The following is a 21945-nucleotide window of genomic DNA, read 5'->3' as shown; positions in this document are numbered from 1 at the left end:
GCCGATACCAGGTTTGGACATCAGGTCGTAGCACCCGCCCCGGGATGGCCCCCGGCCTGGTAACCACCACCCGCGGCACCCGCCACCGGGCCCATCGCCGCCACGTACCGCGGCCACTCGTCCAGCCAGTTGCGGCCCAGGTCGTCGATGAACGAGCCGGGCGGCGGGACGACGCCGTGCGCGGCGCACCAGGCGCCGGGAGCGTGCTGGGTCATCCGGACCCGGCCGTCACTGGGCAGCTGCTGCGGCGGGATGGGGGGAAGCTTGCCGGGGTCGTTGCCCATCTTGGCCTCGGCCTCGAGCTCGGAGACGTCCTTCTCCTCCGACATGCCGATCGGGCCGACCTTGCGGGCGTTGAGGAACTGCCGGACGACCGGCTCCTCGCTGGACAGCAGCATCTCGCGCGGGCCGAACATCACCAGCTCGCGGCGGAACAGCAGGCCGATGTTGTCCGGGACGGTCCGGGCGGTGTTGATGTCGTGGGTGACGATCAGGAACGTCGCGCCGTACTGCGCGTTCAGGTCCACGATCGTCTGGTTGAGGTAGGCGGTGCGGACCGGGTCCAGGCCGGAGTCCGGCTCGTCCACCAGCAGGATCTCGGGGTCCAGGACGAGGGCGCGGGCCAGGCCGGCGCGCTTCTTCATCCCACCGGAGATCTCGCCGGGCAGCTTCTTCTCCGCGCCGACGAGCCCGACCATCTCCATCTTCTCCATGACGATGCGACGGACCTCGGACTCGCCCTTCTTGGTGTGCTCGCGCAGCGGGAAGGCGATGTTGTCGTAGATGTTCATCGACCCGAAGAGCGCGCCGTCCTGGAACAGGACGCCGAACAGCTTGCGGGTGTCGTACAGCTGCGACTCGGGCAGGTACGGCAGGTCGCGGTCGCCGATCCAGATGTGCCCGCTGTCGGGCTTGAGCAGGCCGACCAGGGTCTTGAGGAAGACCGACTTGCCCGTGCCGGAGGGCCCCAGGAGAACGCTGATCTCTCCTGCGGGAAGCGTTAGCGATACGTCCTGCCAGATGGTCTGGCGGCCGAAGGACTTGGTCAGGCCTTCGACCCTGATCTCGACGCCCACTCGTCACCTTTCGTCCAGGCCGGGGGGTTCCGGAACCAATGAGCGAGTAGCACACTCAGGCGGCTTTTCACGATCACGCCCTGTGTCCAACCCGTTGCTACCGTCCGGTAGCTGTGGCGGGTGCCACTACCGTAGCGGCCCCCTCCGAAAATGGAAGAGGGAGGGGTCCGGATCAGTAGTAAAACCGTGCCGCTGTAAGGCAATCGTTACTTACGCTGCCAGAGCCACCACCGCGGGTGAACCCGTACCTCGCGCCATGGGGCTGAGGTGCACCGACGGTACGGAGCGGACGCATGGGGAGCGCTGCCGAGAAGGACGGTACGCGGGCGCCGCGCACCCGCACAACTGGCTCCCGCGCCCGGTTTGCCACCGCGGTTTATCACCACCGGACAAAACACGAAGGCGGCCACCTCACCGTGGTGAGGTGGCCGCCTGCGCACAGAGCGCCGGAACCGGGGCACCGGCTCCGAGACGTCCTGCGGGACGTGCTGAGGGGTCCTACTTGACGGTCACCGAAGCGCCGGCCTTCTCCAGGGCCTCCTTGGCCTTGTCGGCGGTCTCCTTGTTGACCTTCTCCAGCAGGGCCTTGGGGGCGCCGTCGACGAGGTCCTTGGCCTCCTTGAGGCCGAGGCTCGTCAGGGAGCGCACCTCCTTGATGACCTGGATCTTCTTGTCGCCGGCACCCTCGAGGATGACGTCGAACTCGTCCTGGACCTCGGGGGCCTCGGCGGCGGTGGCCGGGCCCGCGGGCGCGGCGGCTGCGACGGGGGCCGCGGCCTTGACGTCGAAGACGTCCTCGAACTGCTTCACGAACTCGGAGAGCTCGAGAAGGGTCATTTCCTTGAAGGCGTCGAGCAGGTCGTCGGTGCTGAGCTTCGCCATGTTGTGTTCCTCCGTGGCTGTGTGTCTTAAGTGTGGTGAAACCGCGGGGTCCCGGTCCACGGACGGACCCGGACCGCTCACTACTCGGCGGCGGTCGCCTCGGTGGCGGGCGCCTCGTCGGCCGGTGCCTGGTCAGCAGGTGCCTCGTCGGCAGGTGCCTCGTCGGCGGCCGGGGCCGGAGCCTCGGCCGTCTCGCCCGCGGCCTCGCGCTTGGCGCGCAGCGCCTCGGCGAGCTGGGCGGCCTGCGTCGGGAGCGCGATGAACAGCGCGGCCGCGTTGGACAGCGACCCCTTCATCGCGCCCGCCAGCTTGGCCAGGAGCACCTCGCGGGACTCGAGATCCGCGAGCTTGCCGATCTCGGCGGCGTCCATCGACTGACCGTCGACGAAACCGCCCTTGATCACCAGGTGCGGGTTGGCCTTGGCGAAGTCGCGCAGTCCCTTGGCGGCCTCGACCACATCGCCCTTGACGAAGGCGATCGCGGACGGACCCTCGAGCAGCTCGCGGAACTGCTCGTCGACGCCGGCCTCACCGGCGGCGCGCTTGGTCAGCGTGTTCTTCACCACGGCGAACCTGGCGTTCTCGCCGAGGTTGGTGCGCAGCTCCTTGAGCTGGGCCACCGTGAGCCCGCGGTACTCGGTCAGCACGGCGCCGCTCGAGCTCTCGAACTCGTTCTTGAGTTCGGCGACCGCCGCAGCCTTTTCGGCCTTTGCCATGGGCCTCCTTCCGATTACCTGGGTGGTTGCGATCCTCGCTCGCCCGTCGCGGGCGAGCGCCAATCCCTGGGGTGGAAGACGCCGGGGCGAAAATGCCCAGAAAAACAGCGAACGCCCCGGCGCAGGCGCACGGGGCGTGGCACGACACTCGACAACGGAGTCGTACGGAAGCTCTCGTCTCACCTACACGGGCCGCCCGAAATCATCTCTTCGGGTCCTTCGGTCACCCTCGCGGGTGACGACCGGCGGTCTTCGGCAGACAACAGAGTACGTGGTGGCCGCCGGTTAGGCCAAATCGGAGGCCTGTACCCCGGTCAGGCGATGCCCGACAAGCCAACGGCCCGCCGCGCCAGGGGCGCGCACGGGCCGTTCGCCGACGGAGGGGGTCAGTTCATCCCGGGCATCTTGAGGTCGCCGGTCTCGGCGGCCGGCGGCGCCACGACATCGACGGGCTTGCCGTAGTCGCGGTAGATCGCGGTCGTGATGACCGTGCCGGGGCCGGTCTGCACCTTGGCGAGCACCTTGCGCGGCAGGTCGTCGTCGCCCACCCAGAGATCGAACCCGATCTCGCTGGTGCCCATCTGCCGGTAGGTCTCCTCCAGCGCCTTCCGCTGCTCCGCGTCCAACTGGCCCAGGGCCTCCTGGACGGGCACCGTTCCGGTGAAGTGGCGCGTCCGCACGCCCTCGACGGTCTCGATACCGACCTCACGGACGTTCTTGGAGGCGGTGAACATCTTGGTCTGCTCGGCCGGACTCTGCTGCTTGGCCTGCTCGAGCATCTGCTCCACGTTCAACCCGCCCGCGCCGCCCAGCCCCGACAGCGAGATCCGGCCCCAGGGCTTGCCGCCGTTGGACGCCTCCAGGGCGGGGTTCTTCATGTACATGTCGGAACCGATGAGACGGATCTCAGAGGCGGGGATCGTCTGTCCCGCCACGGTCATGGCATCGGTCTCCATGCTCATCGCGACCTCGGGGCGCAACCGGGTCCGCGCGACCATGTGCATCTTCATCGCCGCGCCCTGCAACTGGCTGTCGACGGTGATGTCGGTCGTGAACGTGTCGATCTGGCCGGTCTTCTGCGCGGTCTTGCCGAGAACCTGGGCCGCCGTCAGCTTGATCGCGTCACGGGCCTCACCCGCCTTCTCCTTGGTGTCTCCGAGGCAGCCGGTGAGGGCGAGGGCGAGGCTGGTGGCGATCGCCGTCCCCGTGACGAAGCGACGCAACATAGGGGTTCTCTCCTGTCGTCATGACAAACGTCCGGACCACTTCGCCGGACGGTTGTCTGACGCATGAGCGACCGTTTTGGTTTGCCTGCTTCGGCCGGAATCGCCTAGGGGCTGTCTCACAGTGGCCTCAGCCACGGCGCGAGCGCGTCACCTGGCCGGTGAGGCGATGCCGGAGCGAGCCTCACCGGCAGATCGCGGAGCGATGTCGCGCTCGCCCAAGAACCGGTCAGGTACGAGCCGCCAGGCGAGTGCCTGGGCCGGGGCTTTGAAACACTGCCTAGTTGCCGGGGGTCTGCGAGGGGACGTTGCCGCCGAGCAGGCCGCTCAGGGACAGCTCGCCCACCTGGTCGGCGGGCGGCGGGTTCACGCTGAACGCCTTTCCGTAGTCGCTGTAGACGACCGTGACGGTGCCGTCCTGGCCGCCGGCCGCGTCGCCCTTGGACACCAGCTTGCGCGGCAACTGGTCCTTGCCGGTCCACAGATCGAAGGCGATCTTCTCGTTCGCGGCACCCTGCGGGAACCAGCGCCGGACCTTCTCGCGCGCCTGCCCGTCCAGCCGGTTCAGCGCGTCCTGAACGGTCACGGTCCCGGTGTAGTGCGTGGTCTCGACGCCGTCGATGGTCTCGGTACCGACCTTGCGGACGTCCTTGGAGCCGGTGAACATCTTCGTCTGCTCGGCCGGGTTGACCTTCTGGACCTGCGCGATCAGGTCCTTGACGTCGAAGCCGAACTGCTGCCCGGCCTGGTTGACGTCCACCTTCAGCCACGGCTTCCCGTTGCTGACGAACTGCGCCAGCATCGGGACCTTCGCGTACAGCACATCACCGGTGTAGATGGCCTGGCCCTTGGCGCCGGGCACGACCTGCCCGCCGCGGGCGACCTCGTCCAGCCGGGCGCTGAACGTGAGCGCCGGATTCAGCCGGAACTGCCCGCTCGCCTTGATCCTGCCCTCGCCCTCGCCGGTACCGGTCACGGTGAGATCGGCCTTGAACGTGTCGGCCTGCCCGGTCTTCTCCGACGACTTGACCAGTGCCTGGGCGGCGGTGAGCTTCATGTTGCCGGTCGCGGTCTCCGTACCGGAGCCCGAGCATGCGGACAGGAGCAGGACGCTGCCCATCGCGGTGCCGCCGGCGGCCACGACGAATCGACTCTTCATGAGGTAGATGCCTCTCTTGTCGCCTGCTGGTGATCCCCAGTCTCGTGCGCCCTCGCCCCGGCCACATCCCCCGGTGGTACGAATAGGGCGGTGTCCAGTACGACTCCAGGGGTACCCGGACAACTCCGTACTGAACGACCAGTCCTCGGCTGCGCGTCGTCAGCGGCCTGTGATCAGCGACTCGTGGTCAGCGATACGAGCGGAAGGTCATCGATCCGGCGAGGGCCGTCCCCGGAGCGGCGGCGTTCAGGCCGATCCACGACGGCCGCGTGTTCCGGTCGGCCCACAGGTCGAGGGCCACGGTGGTGGAGCCGGGCAGCACCGGGCTCACCTGTGCCACCACGTCCTTGGGCATCAGCGCGTACAGGTTCCCGAGCATGGTCCTGGCCGTGTGGTGGGTCGAGCCGAGCTTGTCCGGCCCCGCCTCCGTCGCGCCGGGCAGGCCGCGCAGCAGAGCGGTCAGCAGCCGAGGGTCGGACTCGGCGCGCATCGTGTCGAGCTGCGCCGGGGTGAGCGTCGAGTGCGTCCAGGCCTTCCCGTCGTACCCGGACAGCTTCCCGTCCTTGACGACCACCTTCTGGGTGATCGTGCTGAGCACGCCGTCCTTCATCATCTTGCGGACGCCGGTCGCGTTCAGGCTGAACCGCGGCGACAGCGTGAACGTCGCCGTCTCCGTCTGGTGCTGGTAGTCGCCGTTGGCGGCGCCGGTCAGCCTCACGTCCGTCACGCGGACGAACGAGGCGAGCTTCGGCGTCCCCGGCGGCAGCGTCGGAAGCTTGGCGGTGCCGCCACCGCTCGTCTTGCCGGTACGAGCGGCGCCGGCACGCGTGCCGTCCTTGGCCGTACCGGCGGCACCACCGACCGGCGAGGCCGTACCCGCGGGCGAAGCACCGGCACCCGGTGTCCTGCCCTGCTGCGTGGACGGGTCGTGCTGGGCGGCGGCCGCGTTCGGCGGCATCGTCCCCGGGTCCTTCTCGGAGGGGCCATCGGCGCCCGTCTTGATCACGACCAGGATCGCCAGGGGGACGACCGTGACGGCGGCCGCGATCGCGACGGCCCGGTCGGTTCGACGATCCAACGGGTCCTCCTGGCGGGGAGAGGGGGAGTATTGGCAGATTTAACACCATTCGCCCCATCTACACCGCACCGGCTCGGCCAAGCCCGATGGCCTGATCCGGCCGTCCTGCCCGCCTGCCCGCCTGCCCGCCTGCCATGGAACGCGCGAAGGGGCGCCCCGCGATGGGACGCCCCTTCGTGTACGACTACGCGCACGGCCTCGACCAGGCCTGGATCAGCCTTCGATCAGGCTTCGTCGAGCTCCGCGACGAGGTTGCGGACCGCATTGGGGTCGACCGGGATGCTCGGCCCCATCGAGGTGGTCACGACGGCCTTCTTGACGTACCGGCCCTTGGCGGCCGACGGCTTGAGGCGCTGGATCTCCTCGACGGCGGCGGCGTAGTTCTCCACCAGCTGGCGCTCGGTGAACGACACCTTGCCGACGATGAAGTGCAGGTTCGCGTGCCGGTCGACCCGGAACTCGATCTTGCCGCCCTTGATGTCGGTGACGGCCTTGGCCACGTCCATGGTCACGGTGCCGGTCTTGGGGTTGGGCATCAAGCCGCGCGGGCCGAGCACCCGGCCCAGCCGGCCGACCTTGCCCATCTGGTCGGGGGTCGCCACGACCGCGTCGAAGTCCAGGAAGCCGCCCTGGATCTTCTCGATCATGTCGTCCGAGCCCACCAGGTCGGCACCGGCCTCGCGGGCCTCCTCCGCCTTGGCGCCGCCGGCGAAGACCAGCACGCGGGCGGTCTTACCGGTGCCGTTGGGCAGCAGGACGGTGCCGCGGACCATCTGGTCGGCCTTGCGGGGGTCGACGCCCAGCCGCAGGGCGACCTCGACGGTCGCGTCGAACTTGGTGACCGTGGTGTCCTTGGCCAGCTTCAGGGCCTCGGCCGGGCTGTAGAGCTTGTCGCGGTCGATCTGCTCGGCCGCGCCACGGTAGCCCTTGCTGCGCTTCATATCGGTTCCTCCTACGGAACTTGTGGTACGGGCCGCGCCGGCCCTGCCACGTCCCCGCGCGGACGATCCGCGCGGGGCCTTGCGTCACCCTCTGACCGGGATGTACCCGATCGGGGCTACTTGACCTCGATGCCCATCGAACGCGCGGTGCCGGCGACGATCTTCTCGGCGGCGTCCAGGTCCTTGGCGTTGAGGTCGGGCATCTTGGTGGTGGCGATCTCCCGGATCTGGTCGCGGGAGACCGAGCCGACCTTGGTCTTGTGCGGCTCGCCGCTGCCCTTCTCGACCCCGGCGGCCTTGAGGATCAGCTGCGCGGCCGGCGGCGTCTTGGTGACGAAGCTGAACGAGCGGTCCTCGAAGATGGTGATCTCTACGGGGATGACGTTGCCGCGCTGGGCTTCGGTGGCAGCGTTGTACTGCTTGCAGAAGTCCATGATGTTGACGCCGTGCGGACCGAGCGCGGTACCGACGGGCGGCGCGGGCGTGGCCTGGCCGGCCTGCAACTGCACCTTGACGACCGCGGCGATCTTCTTCTTCTTCGGAGGCATGATCGCCTTCCTTCCGTTCCGTTGCTCGTGATCCCGACTCCCGCCTCGCGGGCCACACCACGGGTCGGAACGTGAACGCCGGGTGTTGGGATCTTTGACCCCCACAGAGTGGGGAAGTGTGAAGCCGGCCCCTCACGACGGCGGCGATCGGGCCACCCCCGCCGTGCGGGGAACAGGTTCGAGACTACGCGCTGCTCAGAGTGGCGAGCGTCAGATCTTGGAGACCTGGTTGAAGGACAGCTCCACCGGCGTCTCGCGACCGAAGATCGAGACCAGCACCTTCAGCTTCTGCTGCTCGGCGTTGATCTCGTTGACGGTGGCCGGGAGGGTCGCGAACGGGCCGTCCATGACGGTGACCGACTCGCCGACCTCGAAGTCGACCGCCGGGATCGAGCTCTTGGCCTGCTCCTTGGTCTTGGCCTGCTCCTCCGGCTCGGGGGCCAGCAGGTTGGCGACCTCGTCCAGGCTCAGCGGGGACGGCTTGTTGAGCAGGCCGACGAAGCCGGTGACGCCGGGGGTGTTGCGGACGGCGGCCCACGACTCGTCGGTGAGCTCCATCCGGACCAGGATGTAGCCCGGCAGGACCTTCTCGTTGACCTTCTGCCGCTTGCCGCCCTTGATCTCGGTCACCTCGTGCTGAGGGACCTCGATCTGGAAGATGTAGTCCTCCATGTTGAGGGTCGTGGTCCGGGTCTCGATGTTGGTCTTGACCCGGTTCTCGTACCCCGCGTAGGAGTGCACGACGTACCAGTCGCCCGGCTGCAGCCGGAGCTGCATCTTGAACTCCGCGTACGGGTCGACCGGGGGCGCGGCCGGCGCCTCCTCGTCCTCGTCCTCGGAACCCTCGTCGCTCTCGGAGCCCTCGTCCTCGGAACCCTCGTCCGACGCGCCGGCCTCGGCCGTCTCGCCGTCGGTCAGGATCTCGCCGTCCGCCTCGGCCTCTTCGGCCTTCTCGACCGTCTCCTCGTCGGGCACGGTGTCGTCACCGTCGCCGGCGCCGTCGATCTCGCCGCCGTCGGCCTCGGCCGCGGCCAGCGTCTCCGTGTCGACGATCTCCGTGTCGACGGTCTCCGTCCCGGCCTGTTCGGCCGGACCGGCGTCGCCCGCGGGCTCGGCCGCAGCAGCCGCAGCGGACTGGGCCTCGTCGACGGCCTCGTCGTTGGGCTGTGAGGGCTCGGACACGGTGACTCTTTCTCTCGTACGGACTGCGATGAAGGACTACGAAGGGCGTACGCCGCCCTGGTGTTGCCGTCTGGTGTGCGAAGCGGCCGGGCGGTGTCGCCTCAGCCGAAGACCAGGAAGACGATCTTCTGCAGGCCGAAGTCCAGCCCCGAGACGATCGCGATCATGATCAGCACGAACACCAGGGAGACCAGGGTGTAGGTGATCAGCTCTCGCCGGGATGGCCAGATGACCTTGCGAAGCTCAGCGACCACCTGGCGCACGAAGAGAACCGGAGAGGTCCGCTTGCGCGCGGGCTTCCCCTTGCCTTCGTCCTTGGCCGCGGGCTCGCCGCGCGTCTCAGTCGCCATTGTGCCGCCGTTCACCTCATAGGTCGTGTTCAACCACCTTGTGGTTGTCGCGCGAACCCGCGCCGACGCCCGTCATGACGGCGTACCTGGTGCTCCACGCCGTTGACACGCGTGACCGGTACGGGTGCACGCACCGCACCTCGCAGGGCAGGAGGGACTCGAACCCCCAACCGCCGGTTTTGGAGACCGGAGCTCTGCCAATTGAGCCACTGCCCTTCGATCGTGACGTGACCCAGCTTACGACCTTTCGTGGACATGACCGTATGCCGGTGTCGCGTCACTAGGTGGGTGAGTCTACGTTGCCGGACGCCCCCACGTCGAACCAGAAGCCACGAAGACCTCTCCGGTGCGTCGCGAGCCCCCCGCGGCGGGGCTCGAACGGCCCGCGAGCCGATCCCCGCGTACCCGTACGACCTGCGCGCTTAGCGGACGCGCGGCCGCGGCCCGGCATGGGGGAATCCGGCTGAAGTCACCGCGCGGCGTCTGTAACGATAGGGACATGAGCATCGACCGTCCTCGCATCTCCAAGCGCATCGCCGCGATCTCCGAATCCGCCACGCTGGCCGTCGACGCCAAGGCCAAGGCGCTGAAGGCTGCGGGCCGCCCGGTCATCGGCTTCGGCGCGGGCGAGCCCGACTTCCCGACGCCCGGCTACATCGTGCAGGCCGCCGTCGAGGCGTGCGGCGTGCCGCGCTTCCACAAGTACACCCCGGCCGGCGGGCTGCCCGAGCTGCGCCAGGCCATCGCCGACAAGACCGCCCGCGACTCCGGCTACCAGGTCGAGGCCGCGCAGGTGCTGGTCACCAACGGCGGCAAGCAGGCGGTGTACGAGGCGTTCGCCGCGCTGCTGGACCCGGGCGACGAGGTCCTGGTGCCGACGCCGTACTGGACCACCTACCCCGAGTCGATCAAGCTGGCCGGCGGGGTCCCGGTGGACGTGGTGGCCGACGAGACCACCGGCTACCGGGTGAGCGTGGAGCAACTGGAGGCGGCCCGTACCGAGCGTACGAAGGTGCTGCTGTTCGTCTCCCCCTCCAACCCGACCGGGGCGGTCTACCCCCGCGACCAGGTCGAGGCGATCGGCCGCTGGGCGGACGAGCACGGCCTCTGGGTGATCACCGACGAGATCTACGAGCACCTCGTCTACGGGGACGCCGAGTTCCACTCGATGCCCGTCGTCGTACCGGAGCTGGCCGACCGCACGCTGGTGCTGAACGGCGTCGCCAAGACCTACGCGATGACTGGCTGGCGGGTGGGCTGGCTGATCGGCCCGAAGGACGTGGTCAAGGCGGCGGCCAACATGCAGTCGCACGCCACGTCCAACGTGGCGAACGTGTCGCAGGCCGCCGCGCTCGCCGCGGTGTCCGGTGACCTGGCGGCGGTGGCCGAGATGCGCGAGGCGTTCGACCGGCGCCGGCAGACGATGGTCAGGATGCTCAACGAGATCCCCGGCGTGATGTGCCCCGAGCCCGAGGGCGCGTTCTACGTCTACCCCTCGGTCAAGGAGCTGCTCGGCAAGGAGATCCGCGGCAAGCGCCCGCAGACCTCGGTCGAGCTGGCCTCACTGATCCTGGAAGAGGCCGAGGTGGCGCTGGTCCCGGGCGAGGCGTTCGGTACCCCGGGCTACTTCCGGCTGTCGTACGCGCTGGGCGACGACGACCTCGTCGAGGGCGTCTCCCGCGTCGCCAAGCTCCTGTCCGAGGCGCGCTGACCCCGTTCTGATCCCGCGCTGGCGGCTTCGCACCGGCAGCGCGGGAGCCGGGTGCCGAGGCCGGGTGCGGGAGCCGGCCGGGCCCGGGAGCCGGTAGTGCGGCAATCGAATGAACGGGTCGAGCGGACGGGCCGGGCCTCAGGGACGGACGCCCTCCGCGACGCGCATCAGCTGGTCGCGCATCCCGCCGCCGGTCGCCACGATGGCGCCCACGCCCGGCCGGACCATCCAGGCGATCTGGCGGCCGGAGTCCGGCCGGTCGGCGCTGATCGCGCGCGCGCCGCGTACCGACGCCGGCCTCGGTACGGCGGGGGCGCGCATCAGGTCCTCGGGCCCGCCGAGCCCCGAGCCGCGGACCAGCCGGATCTCGACCCAGCCGTCCGGGCCGCGCCAGCGGCAGGTCGTGGTCGTGTTGCCTCCCTCGCTGCCCGTGGCGCAGGGCGCCTCCGCCTTCAGGCCGGACGGCAGGAAGGTCACCCAGCCGGGGACCTTGATCCCGCCGATCCCGCCTCCGGACGGCTTGTCGCCGGGCGCGGGAGCGTCCCGTTCCGTCGGCTTCGCGCCGCCGCCCGTGCCCGGGTCCGCCGGCGAGGCCGACTTCGGCAGGGTCGAGACGGAGGGCCGGGCGGGTACGGACGGCGCGGGCGAGCCGCCCGTACCGTCCGGTTCCCCGTTCGATCCCACAGTTTCCGCGCGAAACGACTGGTAACCCGGGGCCACCACCGCCACCGCGACGGCCGCGGCCGCGACGCCCACCGTCACCCGGATGCGGGTGACCCGGCGGCGGTGCCGTCGGCGCACGTCCTCGACGAGCGTGGGCGGAGCCGCCGACTCGGCCACCTGCTCGGCCATGGCCGAGCGCAGTTCACTCTCCAGATCCATCGCTCATCTCCCCAGTGGTGCCAGATTGCTGTCGAGACGCTCCCGGAGTCTGGCGAGCCCCCGGGACGCCTGGCTCTTGACGGTGCCGACCGAGCAGCCGAGCACCCGCGCGGTCTCCGCCTCCGAGAGGTCCTCCCAGAAGCGCAGCACCAGCACCGCCCGCTGCCGCGGCCCCAGCCTGCGCAGCTCGTCCATGAGCGTGCCGCGCAGCTCCACCGCGTGCGTCGCCGACGCGGCGGGCAGCTCCGGCGGCTTCGCCATGTGGATCTCTCTCAGCACCTTCCACCGCCGGGATCTGCTGATCACCAGATTGACCAGGATCCGGCGGACGTACGGCTCCGGATCGCAGTCCGGATCCAGCCGCCCCCAATGCCGGTACGCCTTCTCCAGGGCCGTCTGCACGATGTCCTCGGCGTCCTGATGGGCACCGCACATCAGCGCCGCGGTCCGCAACAAGGCGGTGCCGCGTGCCGCAACGAACTCGGAGAACGACTTCTCGTCTCGACGCCCCACTGTGCTCCGTCCGGCTGAGAGGGGTTACGGCTGGACCGGGGTCGGCGGCGGGTGGCCTCCCGCGCGGAGGCCACCCCGCCACGGTCGTGTCAGCCGGTGGCCTTGGCGAGCCTGGTCGCCAGGTCCTGCAGGCCGCCGGAGTAGACCGGGCTGCCGTTCACGAACATCGACGTGCCGTTCGGGTCGAACATCAGCACGCCGGTCTGGCCGGCGGGCGCCTGCCACACGACGGTGCCGTTGACGGTCGAGGTACGGCCGCCCTCGGGCAGCTTCATCGCCTGCCGCAGCCGCTGCTCGCTCATCCCGGCCGGGGTGGTGAGCCGCTCCACGGTGACCCAGCCGGCGGTACCGGCCGTGGAGACCCACTTCTGGGTCACCGAGCAGATCCGCTTCGCCTTCAGGTCCGCGGGGGTCTTGGCGGCGGAGGCGTACTTCAGGCCCTTGGGCAGCATGATCGCCCGCTCGACCGGACCGCCGACCTCGACGGCCGGGGCCAGCTTGTCACAGTCCGCGGCGGGAACGCCGGGGACCGCGGGAACTCCCGGCTTCGGCGCGGACGGCAGCTTGGCGTCCGGCTTGCGCACGTTGTCACCGTCGGGCGGGCAGGCGGGGAGCTCGGTGTTGGGGACCTTGACGTCCGGCTTGGCCGGCAGCTGGGCGTCGGGCTTCGCGGGGAGCTGGGCCTCCGGCTTCGCGGGGAGCTGGGGGTCGGTCTTGGCGGGGAGCTTGTCCTTGACTCCGGGGGCCTGCTGCCGCACGTCCGGCACGGAGCCGGTGCCCTTGGCCACGGCCTCCTTGCCCTTCTTGGTCAGCTCGGAGGCGGGCACGCAGGTCGGCGCGGGGGCGACGGGGGCGGCCCCCTCGGCCTTCTTGACGGCGGCGGGCAGCCGGTCGTTGGCCGAGACCGGGGCGGCCTCGGGCTGGGCGACCGACGCCCACGTGACGCCACCGGCGGCGACGGCGCCGGCCGCGGTGGCGGTGATCAGAGCGGCCTTGAGCGAAATCATCTCTGGTGTTCCCTTCTGCCCACTGAACTCTCTTGCGCCCCTCGTATACGCGTGACCCCGCAGAGTGGTTGCACGGGATTCCAAAGTTTCTGCGGATTTCCCGTACGCCCAGGTGGAACGGGACATTCAGGACGGGCTCCCGGGACCGGCATGGCCACCGCGTGCCATCGTTCCTAGTCCGGACTGATCATCCTGGTGCGCCGGTCATCCGCGCTGCGTCGCGATCCGGCAACATTGGGTCATGGAGGCCCGTCTCGCGTCACCCCGTCACGAATCCGCCCGCCCGCACCACTCCCCCCGGCCGGACCACACGCCCGGCCCGGACCACTCACCCGGGCTGGACCACGAGGGCCTCGCCGTGTCGCGCGATCTGGCCGCACTGCCCAAGGCGCACCTGCATCTGCACTTCACCGGTTCGATGCGCCACTCCACGCTGGTGGAGCTGGCCGCCGGGCACGGGGTGCACCTGCCCGACGCGCTCGTCGAGGACTGGCCGCCGAAGCTGCGGGCGACCGACGAGCGCGGCTGGTTCCGGTTCCAGCGGCTGTACGACATCGCGCGCTCGGTGCTGCGCGTCCCCGACGATCTGCGCCGGCTCGTCCACGAGACCGCCGAGGACGAGGCCGCCGAGGGGTCGGGGTGGCTGGAGATCCAGGTGGACCCGAGCGGGTACGCGGCGCGCTTCGGCGGGCTGACCCCGACGGTCGAGCTGGTCCTGGACGCGGCCGGGGAGGCCGCCGAGGCCACCGGGGTCGGGATCGGCGTGGTGATCGCGGCCAACCGGACCCGGCATCCGCTGGACGCCAAGACGCTGGCCCGGCTGGCCGTCCGGTACGCCGATGACGGGGTGGTCGGGTTCGGGCTGTCCAACGACGAGCGGCGGGGGCGGGCCTACGACTTCGAGGGCGCGTTCCGGATCGCGCAGCGCGGCGGGCTGCTGTCGGTCCCGCACGGCGGCGAGCTGCTCGGGGCGGCGAGCGTACGGGAGTGCCTGGAGACGCTGTCGGCCGACCGGCTCGGGCACGGCGTGCGGGCGATCGAGGATCCGCGGCTGCTGGCGGCGATCGTCGAGCGGGAGGTGACGCTGGAGGTCTGCCCGGCCTCGAACGTGAGCCTGGGCGTCGCGGCCACGGCGGCCGACGTCCCGCTCCGGGACCTGTACGAGGCGGGGGCGCTGATGGCGCTCGGCGCCGACGATCCGCTGCTGTTCGGGTCGCGGCTGGTCCGGCAGTACGAGCTGGCCCGTACCGAGCACGGCTTCAGCGACGCGGAGCTGGCCGAGCTCGCCCGGCAGTCGATCCGCGGCTCGGCCGCCCCGGACGACGTCCGGCGGCGCCTGCTGTCAGCCGTCGACGACTGGGAGCACGCCGCACCGGCTCACGCCCCTCGTTGACTCGTGGCGTGTTCGCCTTATTCAGCGCGGCGAAGGGCGAACACGCCACGAGTCAACCTTGTGGGGGCTGATCGTCGGGGGGCCACATTCCGCGGCGTTCCAGGTACGCGATCAGCAGCCCGCCCGAGCGGACGATGTGGCCGCGCATCTCGCTCCCGGCCGCTCCGGCGTCACCGGTCCGCAGCGCGTCCAGGATCAGCCGGTGGTCGCGGGCCGCCTCGGCGGGCCAGTCGGGGACGCGCCCGTACAGCCCGCGCGGGACGTACCGGGCGACCGAGGCCAGCGACCAGGCGAGCTTGGCCGATCCGGCGGCCAGGTTGATCGCGCGGTGGAACGCGTGGTTGCGCTCCTCGGCCAGATCGGCCCGGCCGGCGGCGGCCGCCCTCTCCAGATCGGACTGGACGCCGGCGAGCGTGGCCAGCCGGTCGGCCGTCATCCGGCCGGCCGCGCGGGAGGTCAGCTCGCCGCCGATCGCCGCCTGGACCCAGAAGAGGTCCTCGACGTCCTGCCTCGACAGCGGCGAGACCACGAACCCGCGGCGCGGTTCGAGATGGACGAAGCCCTCGCTGCGCAGCGACTGCAGCGCCTCGCGGACCGGCGTGACGCTGATCCCGAACTCCATCGCCAGCCGCTCCAGCCGGAGGTACTCCCCCGGCCGCACCCGGCCCTCCAGAATCATTTCCCTGATCCGCGACGCGACCTCGTCGGTCAGCTGCGGCCGCAGTCCCAGACCCCGCTGATGCCGCGGTACGGCCATGGTCATGGTCGGCTCCACCAGGGCCCTCCCACGGCAGGAGCCGCGTGCGCAAAGGGCCCCTCGCCCCAATGATGCGCGCAGGAACGCCTTGGGGGAACGCAGTGGACGCGTCCCGTCCCGGCGAAAACATCCGACGTCGCGGGCGGCCCGGCGGCATAAGTTCATGCGGCATGAGTTCATACAGCGGAACGACCGCAGGCCGGAGGGCTCTTACAGCTCCACGCCGACGAGCACGGGCTCGTTCACCAGCTCGACACCGAACGCCTCACGGACGCCGTCCCGTACCTCCCGGGCCAGCGCGAGCAGATCGGCCGTACGCGCGCGATCCGGATTGGTGAGCGCGAGCGTGTGCTTGCCGGAGATCCGGACGGGCCCGCGCGCGTGCCCCTTGGCGAAGCCGGCCTTGTCGATCAGCCAGGCCGCCGACGTCTTGGTCCGCGGCTCGCCGCCGGGACCCGGGCTCTCGGCGTACCGGGGGAACGACACGTCGGGGCCGAGCCGTTCGGCGACCCGGCGTTCCAGGTCGGCGAGGCGCGCCGCGTCCAGGATCGGGTTGGTGAAGAACGATCCGGCGCTGCGCGAGTCGGGATCGGCGGGGTCGAGCACCATCCCCTTGCCGCGGCGCAGCTCCAGGACGGCCTCGCGGGCCTCCTTCAGCGCGACCCGCGCGCCCGGCTGCACGCCCAGCTTGCGGGCCAGCTCCGCGTACGCGATCGGCTGGGAGTCCTCCGCCTCGTGCAGCGCGTAGGTCACCTCCAGCACCACGTACCGGTCGCTGCCCTTGAAGGCGCTGTTGCGGTACGTGAAGGAGCACGCCGCGCGGTCGAGCGAGACGACCTTGCGGGCCTGGCGGTCGTACGCGCGGACCTTCACGATCGTCTCGCTGACGTCCTGCCCGTACGCGCCGACGTTCTGGATGGGGGTCGCGCCGACCCGGCCCGGAATGCCCGACAGGCACTCCACCCCGGCCAGCCCGTCCTCCACGCAGCGCGCGACGAACGACTCCCATTCCTCGCCGGCCTGGACGCCGACGTACATCCGGCCGCCCTCACCGGCGGTCCGCTCGACACCGCGGGTGGCCACGCGTACCACCGTGCCGGCGAAGCCGTCGTCGGAGACCACCAGGTTGCTGCCGCCGCCGAGCACCAGCACGGGCTCGCCGTCGCCGTCCGCCTTGCGGACCGCGGCGACCAGCTCCGCCTCGGTCGTCGCCTCGACGAACCGCCGGGCGGGGCCGCCCAGCCGCAGCGTGGTGTACCCGGCCAGGTTCACCTCTTCAGCGAACACCGCCACCTGGTCTTCCCCTCCCGTGCGCGCGTGACCGCGCGAGCCGGGGGCGCGCTCGCTGCTCGCTCCGCGCCCCCGCGGCCCACGCGATCGGGTCCTGCCGTCCTGTGGGTCCTCAGGCGAGCCGGACGACGGCCTTGGCCTGCGCGAGGACCTTCTGCTCGCCCGACCGGGCGGTCAGCGCGACGACGACCTTGTTGTCGTCGAGCTTCTCGTCCACCTTGCCGCTGATCTCCAGGGTCGCGCCGCCCTCGTCGGGCACCACGACCGGCGAGGAGAACCGTACCCCGTAGTCCACGACCGCGCCCGGGTCGCCCACCCAGTCGGTGACGAACCGGCCGCCCTCCGCCATCGTGAACATGCCGTGCGCGATGACGTCCGGCAGCCCGACCGACTTGGCGAACCGCTCCCGCCAGTGGATCGGGTTGAAGTCGCCGGAGGCGCCCGCGTACTTCACCAGGTCGGCGCGGTCGATCGGGAAGGACCGCACCGGGATCTCGGTGCCGACCTCGACATCGGCGTACTTGACCTTGGCGGTCATCAGGCCCCCCGTTCCACGATCGCGTTGATGGACTTGCAGATGAGCTCGCCCTCGACGGTCTTGACGTCGGTCTCGACGACCATCTTCTCGTGCTTGCCGATCGACTTGATCTCGGTGATCGTGGCGGTGCAGGTCACCACGTCGCCGGCGCGCAGCGGGCGGGTGTACTGGAAGCGCTGCTCGCCGTGCACCACCATCGCGTAGTTGAGCCCGAGGTCGGGGTCGGCCAGGCCGGCGTTGCCGAGCGACACCACGATGGGGAAGGTCGGCGGGGCGATCACGTCGGGGTGCCCGGCGGCCTTGGCGGCCTCGGGGTCGCGGTAGATGGGGTTGCGGTCCCCGATCGCGTCCGCGAACTCCCGGATCTTCACCCGGCTGACCTCGTACGGGTCGCTGGGCGGGAAGCTCCGCCCGATGAAATCACGGTTGAGTGGCATGCAGTCGTCCCTCCACGGTCGAACGTGGCGTGGGCCCGTGGCATGGGGCCGCTCCGCCCGCGCCCGAGCTCGTCGTTCCAGTTCTGGACGGACGGTAACAGAACGACGTTCAGCCCGTCCTCGCGGGTCGGTGCGAGAACGGGCTGAGTCGAGTGGCAAGCGAAGGAGCGGCCGACGGCGCGGAACGCCGCGCGGCGACATCACCAACTACGGAACCCACAGGCGGACGAAGTCACGTCCACCATGGGACCAAGGGAGCCGCCCTGTGCGCGCGACGCCGGCACGCAATGGGTGCCGGCCCCGTGCGAGAGCGCAGCGGGCAGTACTTCCCGTACGGAACCCGGAGTTAGCGGGTTTCGCGGTGCGCGCGGTGGGTGCCGGCCCCGTGTGGAAGCGCAGCGGGCAGTACTTCCCCGTACGGAACCCGGAGTTAGCGGGTTTCGCGGTGCGCGCGGTGGGTGCGGCAGTTGGGGCAGTACTTCTTGATCTCCAGGCGGTCCGGGTCGTTGCGCCGGTTCTTCCGCGTGATGTAGTTGCGGTGCTTGCACTCCTGGCAGGCCAGCGTGATCTTCGGCCGTACGTCGGTGGCAGCCACGATGGAGTGCCTTTCTGGCTAGGGACTTGGACATGCTCCGCCGCCCGTGAAGGGCGGCCGGCGTTTCTTACCCAGCCCTCTCGCCCCGCTAGGGGGAGAGGATCGGATAGTAGCGAGGGCCGGACTTGAACCGGCGACACAGCGATTATGAGCCGCTTGCTCTGCCTGACTGAGCTACCCCGCCGTGATGGTCGGTGACGACCGGATTGCAAGGATACCGGAACTTCACCGGAGCCTGGGAACGCGAAGATCCGGGTCGATCGGGATCTGGGCGCCGGAGGCCGGTCCGCACGCACCACCGCCCAGGTTACCGGCTGTGCCGATGACCTGGGAATCGTCCGCTGGAACCGCTGGGACGTTACCACAAGCCCCAGGACCGAGCGAATCCGGACACCGCCGCGACCGTGCGAGGCCATCGGACCGGTACGAAGACCGTACGGGCCGGGCGCCCCGGACACCGGGCCGGAAACGATCGAAGGCCGTCCGGGATGATCACCCTGGACGGCCTTCGCGCTGCGGAGCCCCTTTACGGAATCGAACCGTAGACCTTCTCCTTACCATGGAGACGCTCTGCCGACTGAGCTAAAGGGGCCTGCGCCGTTCGCGCATCTGAACCATACATGCTCCGGTAACCACATGCGAAATCAATTGGCCCGGTCCCCTCGCGGGGCTCGCGAGGGGACCGGGACGGGGCTTGCGGGCCTGGTCAGCGCAGCAGGCGGCGGGCGATGACGAGCTGCTGGATCTGGCTGGTCCCCTCGTAGATGCGGAAGAGCCGGACGTCGCGGTAGAAGCGCTCCACGGCGACACCGCGCATGTAGCCCATGCCTCCGTACACCTGGACGGCCCGGTCGGCGACGCGGCCGACCATCTCCGAGCAGAAGTACTTGGCGCAGGACGGGCCGAGCTTGGTGTCCTCGCCCGAGTCGTACGCGCGGGCGGCCTCCAGCACCATCGAGCGGCCGGCGAACAGTTCGGTCTGGGAGTCGGCGATGAGGCCCTGGACGAGCTGGTACTCGCCGATCTTGCTGCCGCCCTGGGAGCGTTCGCGGGCGTACCCGACGGTCTCGTCCAGGATGCGCTGCGCGAGGCCCACGCAGACGGCCGCGATACTCAGCCGGCCGTGCGCGAGGGAGGCCATGGCGGTACGGAACCCGGTGCCCTCGTCCCCCACCATCGCGCTCGCGGGGACCCGGACACCGTCGAAGAAGACCTCGGCGGTGTGCGCGCCGCGCTGGCCCATCTTCTCGTCGGCCGGGCCGATCTTGAGGCCGGGCGTGCCCTGCTCGACCAGGAAGGTGGAGATGCCGCGCGATCCGGTGCCGCCCGTACGGGCGAAGACCATGAACACGTCGGCCTCAGGGGCGTTGGTGATGAACCGCTTGGCGCCGTCGATGACGTAGTCGCCGCCGTCCCGTACCGCCGTGGTGGTCAGCGTGCTCGGGTCGGAGCCGGCCTCGGCCTCGGTCAGCGCGAACGCCCCGATGATCTCGCCGGCGGCCAGCCGGGGCAGCCAGCCGTCGCGCTGCTCCTTGGTGCCCGCGTTCACCAGCACCTGCCCGGCGATGCCGTTGCTGGTCCCGAACATCGAGCGGAACGCGGGGCTGGCGTAGCCGATCTCGAAGCACAGCCGCACCTCCTCGCTGAGCGAGAGGCCGAGTCCGCCGTACTCCTCGGGCAGGGCGTATCCGAACAGTCCCATCTCGCGGGCGACCTGGCGGATCTCCTCGGGGATCTCGTCGGTCTCCTCGATCTCGTCCTCGCACGGGATCACGCGGTCCCGGACGAAGTCGCGCACGGCGGCCAGCACATCGGCGAAGTCCTGTGTGTCCATCCGGCAATTCTAGAATCAAATTCGAGGACGTGCCCGGCCGCCCCGCGCTGTGCCAAGGTGATCATCCATGGACGAGAACTTCCTCCAGCGCGTGCACGCGATGGTCCGTGCCGCCACGGCCGAGGACCAGGCGTTCAGTGACCTCATGCCCCAGGTCATGAAGGAATCACAGGGACTGCCGCCGGTCGTGCTGAACACGGCGATGCTGAAGATGGGCGAGGGCATCACCGCCGCGCCGCCCAATCTCGGCTGCTGGCTCGCGATCATGGTGGGCGCCTGGGTGGAGAACGGCGCCACCACGTTCGGGGTGGACGAGCCCGTTCTGAACAAGGCGCTCGACGTCGCCGGCACGGCCGCCGCGTTCGCCGAGGCCTGGCGGAAGGCGACCGGGGGCGACCCGCCGAGTCCGAGCGAGGGCCGGCCGTCCCAGGAGATCGTCGACACCCTCGGCCCGCACCTGCCCGACCCGGTGGCCGCGATGCTGGCATGGTTCGCGATGGAACGGTTCGCGCTCAGCGCCGGCACCATGCTCGCCAAGTCGGCCGACCTGCGCGCGGGCATCAGCGACCGCGAGGGCAAGGCCGCACTGACCGGCGGGCTGGCCGAGCACTGCGAGCAGATGGGGTGGGTGGCCGGCCTGCTGCGCGTCCTGGACGGCGAGCGGCTGCTGGTCCTGGATCGGGAGAGCGGGCACGGCTGGACGGTGACGATCGGCGGCATCGGCGACAACTTCCAGCTGCACACCCTGCTCGCGGGCGCACTGCTCGGGCGGCCGGGCGGGCTGCCCGGTACTCCACCCGAGGCCGAGATCATCGCCTGCTTCCTGGACGCCGAGACGCCGCCCGGACGGCCGATCATCACCAGCCCCTGGAATCTGGTGGACGCGCACGGCGAGTGGATCTACAACGAGGGCGTCCCGGCCGACATCCCCGCCGTCAACGGCACCCGCGTCGTCGTCCTCGACCCGCCCCCGTACGAGCGCAGCTTCCCGGCCGGACGCCGCTACCCGCTGCTGACTGGCTCCCTGGATCTGAACGGGATGCACCTGCCCGAGGACCTGAACGGCTGGTGGCCCCACATCTCACCGGTCCGCAGCTAGAAGTGCACCAGGACCGCCGTAGCGTCGTCGTACCGTTTCCCCCTGGGCAGTTCCGGGGCCTCTGCCTCGGCCGCCCTTGTACGGCGAATCACCGCTTCCGCACCCTCCCGGTCAAGGAGGTCGAGCAACGCGTTCCACTCCATGAGCCCGAACCGTTCCACCAGCCTGGCGGCGCCATCACTGAGCAGTGCCGCACGCGTGATTCCGGTCGCCTCGCCGGTCAACGCCTCGTACGCGGCCTCGGGCCTAGTGCTCGCCACCCAGAACCCATCGGAACTGTTCCGTGCGGCCCGTACGGCCTCCGTCGTGTAGCTGGGCAACCGATCCACACGGTCGTCCCGGATGACGCGCACTTCGCTACCGGTATCCAGGAGAACGGGTGAATCGGCAAGTACGAGCCACTCCACGTCCCGTTCCCAACGCAGCATCGCCACCGTCGTAGAGGGACTGTCCCGGTTGCCCAGGTCGCACTCAGGGTGCATCTCCCGTACCGCCTTGATGGACTCGGCAAGGAGGTCCGCCAATGCCCCGCTCTCGGACGCCAGCCGTCCCGCCAGTTCCCCTCCGAGTCGCTGTACGAGCCACCTGGGCCCGTGCGTACACCCGCAGTCGACCCCGGGACGCGCCGTGGCCCCGTCCAGGACGACCGCCCAGTTCGTTCCCGCCACTACCAGGTCCTCGTTCTCCAGACCGGGCGTCGCCTCTGTCGCATAGCTCACCAGCACGCATCAGGG

At 70.2% G+C, this 21945-nt stretch carries 23 protein-coding genes and 3 tRNA genes; 3 read left to right on the top strand and 23 right to left on the bottom strand.

From position 1 onward, the window contains the following. Positions 1–20 precede the first annotated feature (20 nt). The 11 genes from ACH34Q_RS37730 to ACH34Q_RS37680 form a co-directional block, all read right to left on the bottom strand. Positions 21–1076, bottom strand: coding sequence for an ABC transporter ATP-binding protein (locus ACH34Q_RS37730; RefSeq protein ID WP_395987969.1), 1056 nt, complete (start codon positions 1074–1076; stop codon positions 21–23). A gap of 498 nt (positions 1077–1574) precedes the next feature. After that, positions 1575–1958, bottom strand: a complete 384-nt coding sequence (gene rplL, locus ACH34Q_RS37725) for a 50S ribosomal protein L7/L12 (RefSeq protein ID WP_395987968.1) — start codon at positions 1956–1958, stop codon at positions 1575–1577. Between the two features lie 80 nt (positions 1959–2038). After that, on the bottom strand, positions 2039–2674 hold the full coding sequence (gene rplJ / locus ACH34Q_RS37720) for a 50S ribosomal protein L10 (RefSeq protein ID WP_395987967.1): 636 nt from the start codon (positions 2672–2674) through the stop codon (positions 2039–2041). Positions 2675–3060: 386 nt separating this feature from the next. Next, on the bottom strand, positions 3061–3900 hold the full coding sequence (locus ACH34Q_RS37715; RefSeq protein WP_395987966.1) for a hypothetical protein: 840 nt from the start codon (positions 3898–3900) through the stop codon (positions 3061–3063). Between the two features lie 277 nt (positions 3901–4177). Next, complete coding sequence (locus tag ACH34Q_RS37710; RefSeq protein ID WP_395987965.1) at positions 4178–5056, bottom strand: hypothetical protein; 879 nt, start codon at positions 5054–5056, stop codon at positions 4178–4180. Positions 5057–5243: 187 nt separating this feature from the next. Next, positions 5244–6134: a hypothetical protein gene (locus tag ACH34Q_RS37705; RefSeq protein ID WP_395987964.1), complete on the bottom strand. Its 891-nt coding sequence runs from the start codon at positions 6132–6134 to the stop codon at positions 5244–5246. Between the two features lie 224 nt (positions 6135–6358). Further along, positions 6359–7075, bottom strand: coding sequence for a 50S ribosomal protein L1 (gene rplA, locus ACH34Q_RS37700; protein WP_395987963.1), 717 nt, complete (start codon positions 7073–7075; stop codon positions 6359–6361). A gap of 116 nt (positions 7076–7191) precedes the next feature. Continuing rightward, positions 7192–7623 carry a 50S ribosomal protein L11 gene (gene rplK / locus ACH34Q_RS37695; protein WP_395987962.1) on the bottom strand — a complete coding sequence of 144 codons (432 nt, stop codon included), beginning with the start codon at positions 7621–7623 and terminating at the stop codon, positions 7192–7194. A 210-nt stretch (positions 7624–7833) separates the two neighbouring features. Beyond that, positions 7834–8805: a transcription termination/antitermination protein NusG gene (nusG, locus tag ACH34Q_RS37690; RefSeq protein ID WP_395987961.1), complete on the bottom strand. Its 972-nt coding sequence runs from the start codon at positions 8803–8805 to the stop codon at positions 7834–7836. A 101-nt stretch (positions 8806–8906) separates the two neighbouring features. Then, complete coding sequence (gene secE, locus ACH34Q_RS37685; RefSeq protein WP_395987960.1) at positions 8907–9155, bottom strand: preprotein translocase subunit SecE; 249 nt, start codon at positions 9153–9155, stop codon at positions 8907–8909. 143 nt (positions 9156–9298) lie between these two features. Then, positions 9299–9371, bottom strand: a tRNA-Trp gene (locus ACH34Q_RS37680). 283 nt (positions 9372–9654) lie between these two features. Here ACH34Q_RS37680 and ACH34Q_RS37675 point away from each other — a divergent pair. Next, positions 9655–10866, top strand: coding sequence for a pyridoxal phosphate-dependent aminotransferase (locus ACH34Q_RS37675; protein ID WP_395987959.1), 1212 nt, complete (start codon positions 9655–9657; stop codon positions 10864–10866). Between the two features lie 138 nt (positions 10867–11004). On the opposite strand, the gene ACH34Q_RS37670 is transcribed toward ACH34Q_RS37675, so the two are convergent. The 3 genes from ACH34Q_RS37670 to ACH34Q_RS37660 all read right to left on the bottom strand — a co-directional run bounded on the left by ACH34Q_RS37670 (position 11005) and on the right by ACH34Q_RS37660 (position 13268). Further along, complete coding sequence (locus ACH34Q_RS37670; protein ID WP_395987958.1) at positions 11005–11748, bottom strand: hypothetical protein; 744 nt, start codon at positions 11746–11748, stop codon at positions 11005–11007. A 3-nt stretch (positions 11749–11751) separates the two neighbouring features. Further along, complete coding sequence (locus ACH34Q_RS37665) at positions 11752–12261, bottom strand: SigE family RNA polymerase sigma factor (RefSeq protein ID WP_395987957.1); 510 nt, start codon at positions 12259–12261, stop codon at positions 11752–11754. Positions 12262–12350: 89 nt separating this feature from the next. After that, the gene (locus ACH34Q_RS37660; protein ID WP_395987956.1) at positions 12351–13268 is read right to left on the bottom strand and encodes a hypothetical protein; all 918 of its coding nucleotides are present in this window, start codon (positions 13266–13268) and stop codon (positions 12351–12353) included. Between the two features lie 358 nt (positions 13269–13626). Here ACH34Q_RS37660 and ACH34Q_RS37655 point away from each other — a divergent pair, with 358 nt between their 5' ends. Next, entirely contained in the window at positions 13627–14661 is a 1035-nt protein-coding gene (locus tag ACH34Q_RS37655) for an adenosine deaminase (protein WP_395988048.1), read from the top strand. Positions 14662–14713: 52 nt separating this feature from the next. Here ACH34Q_RS37655 and ACH34Q_RS37650 read toward each other — a convergent pair whose 3' ends face one another. From ACH34Q_RS37650 to ACH34Q_RS37615, 8 genes are all read right to left on the bottom strand, one after another. After that, the gene (locus ACH34Q_RS37650; RefSeq protein ID WP_395987955.1) at positions 14714–15436 is read right to left on the bottom strand and encodes a GntR family transcriptional regulator; all 723 of its coding nucleotides are present in this window, start codon (positions 15434–15436) and stop codon (positions 14714–14716) included. A 192-nt stretch (positions 15437–15628) separates the two neighbouring features. Then, positions 15629–16711, bottom strand: coding sequence for a UDP-N-acetylmuramate dehydrogenase (locus tag ACH34Q_RS37645; RefSeq protein ID WP_395987954.1), 1083 nt, complete (start codon positions 16709–16711; stop codon positions 15629–15631). A 109-nt stretch (positions 16712–16820) separates the two neighbouring features. Next, positions 16821–17246, bottom strand: a complete 426-nt coding sequence (locus tag ACH34Q_RS37640) for a MaoC family dehydratase (RefSeq protein ID WP_395987953.1) — start codon at positions 17244–17246, stop codon at positions 16821–16823. Next, positions 17246–17683 carry a MaoC family dehydratase N-terminal domain-containing protein gene (locus tag ACH34Q_RS37635; RefSeq protein ID WP_395987952.1) on the bottom strand — a complete coding sequence of 146 codons (438 nt, stop codon included), beginning with the start codon at positions 17681–17683 and terminating at the stop codon, positions 17246–17248. The genes ACH34Q_RS37640 and ACH34Q_RS37635 overlap by 1 nt, the downstream gene beginning before the upstream one ends. Before the next feature lie 430 nt (positions 17684–18113). Further along, the gene (gene rpmG, locus ACH34Q_RS37630; protein WP_067812252.1) at positions 18114–18278 is read right to left on the bottom strand and encodes a 50S ribosomal protein L33; all 165 of its coding nucleotides are present in this window, start codon (positions 18276–18278) and stop codon (positions 18114–18116) included. Positions 18279–18388: 110 nt separating this feature from the next. Continuing rightward, positions 18389–18462, bottom strand: a tRNA-Met gene (locus tag ACH34Q_RS37625). A gap of 335 nt (positions 18463–18797) precedes the next feature. After that, positions 18798–18870, bottom strand: a tRNA-Thr gene (locus ACH34Q_RS37620). A 114-nt stretch (positions 18871–18984) separates the two neighbouring features. Then, the gene (locus ACH34Q_RS37615) at positions 18985–20112 is read right to left on the bottom strand and encodes an acyl-CoA dehydrogenase family protein (protein ID WP_395987951.1); all 1128 of its coding nucleotides are present in this window, start codon (positions 20110–20112) and stop codon (positions 18985–18987) included. Positions 20113–20179: 67 nt separating this feature from the next. Here ACH34Q_RS37615 and ACH34Q_RS37610 point away from each other — a divergent pair, with 67 nt between their 5' ends. Further along, positions 20180–21211, top strand: a complete 1032-nt coding sequence (locus ACH34Q_RS37610; RefSeq protein ID WP_395987950.1) for a hypothetical protein — start codon at positions 20180–20182, stop codon at positions 21209–21211. Here the strand turns inward: ACH34Q_RS37610 and ACH34Q_RS37605 are convergent. After that, on the bottom strand, positions 21208–21936 hold the full coding sequence (locus ACH34Q_RS37605; protein ID WP_395987949.1) for a protein phosphatase 2C domain-containing protein: 729 nt from the start codon (positions 21934–21936) through the stop codon (positions 21208–21210). The two genes, ACH34Q_RS37610 and ACH34Q_RS37605, sit on opposite strands and share 4 nt — an antisense overlap. Between the last annotated feature and the right edge of the window lie 9 nt (positions 21937–21945).

The organism is Actinomadura sp. 9N407, from assembly GCF_044326315.1.
Classification (GTDB): domain Bacteria; phylum Actinomycetota; class Actinomycetes; order Streptosporangiales; family Streptosporangiaceae; genus Spirillospora.
This window is presented reverse-complemented; position numbering and strand designations above follow the sequence as displayed.